3 protein-coding genes are annotated in these 1,881 nt (G+C 42.9%); all 3 read left to right on the top strand.

The genetic code is table 11. The features are described from left to right. Positions 1–325, top strand: a 325-nt coding sequence (locus A3735_RS27200) for a flagellar basal body-associated FliL family protein (protein ID WP_197486085.1), incomplete at its 5' end; no start/stop codon positions are given. Positions 326–421: 96 nt separating this feature from the next. After that, positions 422–1,438, top strand: coding sequence for a flagellar motor switch protein FliM (gene fliM / locus A3735_RS27195; protein ID WP_197486086.1), 1,017 nt, complete (start codon positions 422–424; stop codon positions 1,436–1,438). Then, positions 1,431–1,881 (top strand): flagellar motor switch protein FliN (gene fliN, locus A3735_RS27190; RefSeq protein ID WP_068639028.1); only part of this gene is annotated, 451 nt, incomplete at its 3' end. The genes fliM and fliN, both read left to right, overlap by 8 nt.

Genomic DNA, 1,881 nt, shown 5'->3' with positions numbered 1-1,881 from the left:
AGTAAAGGAGCCAGCTAGCTACATTCCAATTAAGCCAGCATTTTTGGTTACGTTTAATGTCGATGGGCGTCAGCGGTATATGCAGATTTCATTATCTGTTTCTAGTCGTGATGCCAGTGCTTTGGATGCTTTAGACCACCATATGCCTTTGATACGTTCACGTTTATTGAATGTATACGCAGATCAGGACTTTCAACAGATTCGCACTGAGGAAGGTAAGTTAGCGCTTCAAGCTCAGACAGTCGAAGTGATTAATACTGTCTTAAGTAGTGAAGAGGCTGGTGAGATAGAGAACGTTTATTTCACTAATTTTGTATTGCAGTAGTTTTGTTCAAGATGTTTTAAGTTATTTGTTTGGTGTTATTTTCGCGACCGTCAAATAGCTTATTTTGTGATTGCTTAAAAATTCATATAGTCAGGTATTAGTGTGCAAGATTTATTATCACAAGACGAGATAGATGCGTTATTGCATGGTGTCGATGATGGTGATATCGACACGGAGGACGATGCCGATGAAGAAGGTATACGCAATTACGACTTAGCGAGCCAAGATAGAATTGTGCGCGGGCGCATGCCTACGCTCGAAATGATCAATGAAAGGTTTGCCCGCTACACCAGAATCAGCTTGTTTAACCTGCTCCGTAGAAACGCCGACGTTTCTACGGGCGGTGTCCAGATCATGAAGTTTGGAGAGTATATCCATACTCTTTACGTTCCTACCAGTTTAAATATTGTCAAAATCAGACCTCTTCGCGGAGCTGGTTTATTTATTTTTGATGCCAAGCTAGTTTTTAAACTTGTTGATAACTTCTTTGGTGGTGATGGGCGTCATGCAAAAATTGAAGGGCGTGAGTTTACGCCTACCGAGATTCGGGTTGTTCATATGGTACTCGAACAAGTCTTTATCGATATGAAGGAAGCGTGGAGCGCAGTTTTCAAAATTGATTTTGAGTATATGAACTCTGAAGTTAACCCTTCAATGGCGAATATTGTTAGCCCTAGTGAAGTGATAGTAATTAGTACCTTTCATATCGAACTAGATGGCGGTGGTGGAGACCTTCATCTGGCCATTCCATACTCTACCATTGAGCCGATTCGCGAGATCCTCGATGCTGGTGTCCAGAGTGATGTTGACGATGTTGACGAGCGCTGGATGACAACTATTCGGAAAGATCTTTTAGAGGCTAATGTGCCTCTTAATGNGACAGTCCTAGAAGAACAGATATCACTTAGAGATGTTGCCAAGCTTGAAAAAGGTGATGTTATACCGATAGAAATGCCAGAGTTTATTACGCTAACTGCGAATAAGGTCCCTATGTTCAAAGCAAAGCTTGGGCAAAGTGATGGTCAGTTAGCGGCGAAAATTGAAGAAAAAATTGAACGACCCAACCTCATATCCAGTGTAGTTGACGAAAATTTGGAAGAAGAAAATGAGTGATAACGAAGATCAAAGTGAAGACGAAAAACTAGCATCTGAATGGGAAGCTGCAATGGAAGAGTCTGGTGATTCTGAAGGCGGCGAAGGTAGTGTTGAGGATGAGTGGGCGGCGGCAATGGCCGAAGCTGAAGCTATCGAAGGGGATGATGCTGATGATATTAAGTCTGCGCCTCTAGAGTCTTTTGATTCGCGTCCAGCTGCGGCTGCTAACGCTGGTGCTGGTGGCCCAGGCGCTCCCGATCTTGATGTCATTCTGGATATACCTGTTACGTTATCGATGGAAGTCGGTAATACCTCCATTCCGATCAGAAACTTATTACAATTGAATCAAGGTTCCGTTATTGAGCTTGACCGCTTGGCCGGTGAGCCATTAGATGTTTTGGTCAATGGCACACTAATCGCTCATGGTGAAGTTGTTATGGTTAATGATAAATTCGGTATTC

It is taken from the genome of Oleiphilus sp. HI0061 (genome assembly GCF_001635675.1).
Note: the sequence above shows the minus strand (reverse complement) of the source record. Positions and strands in the feature narration are given on the sequence as shown.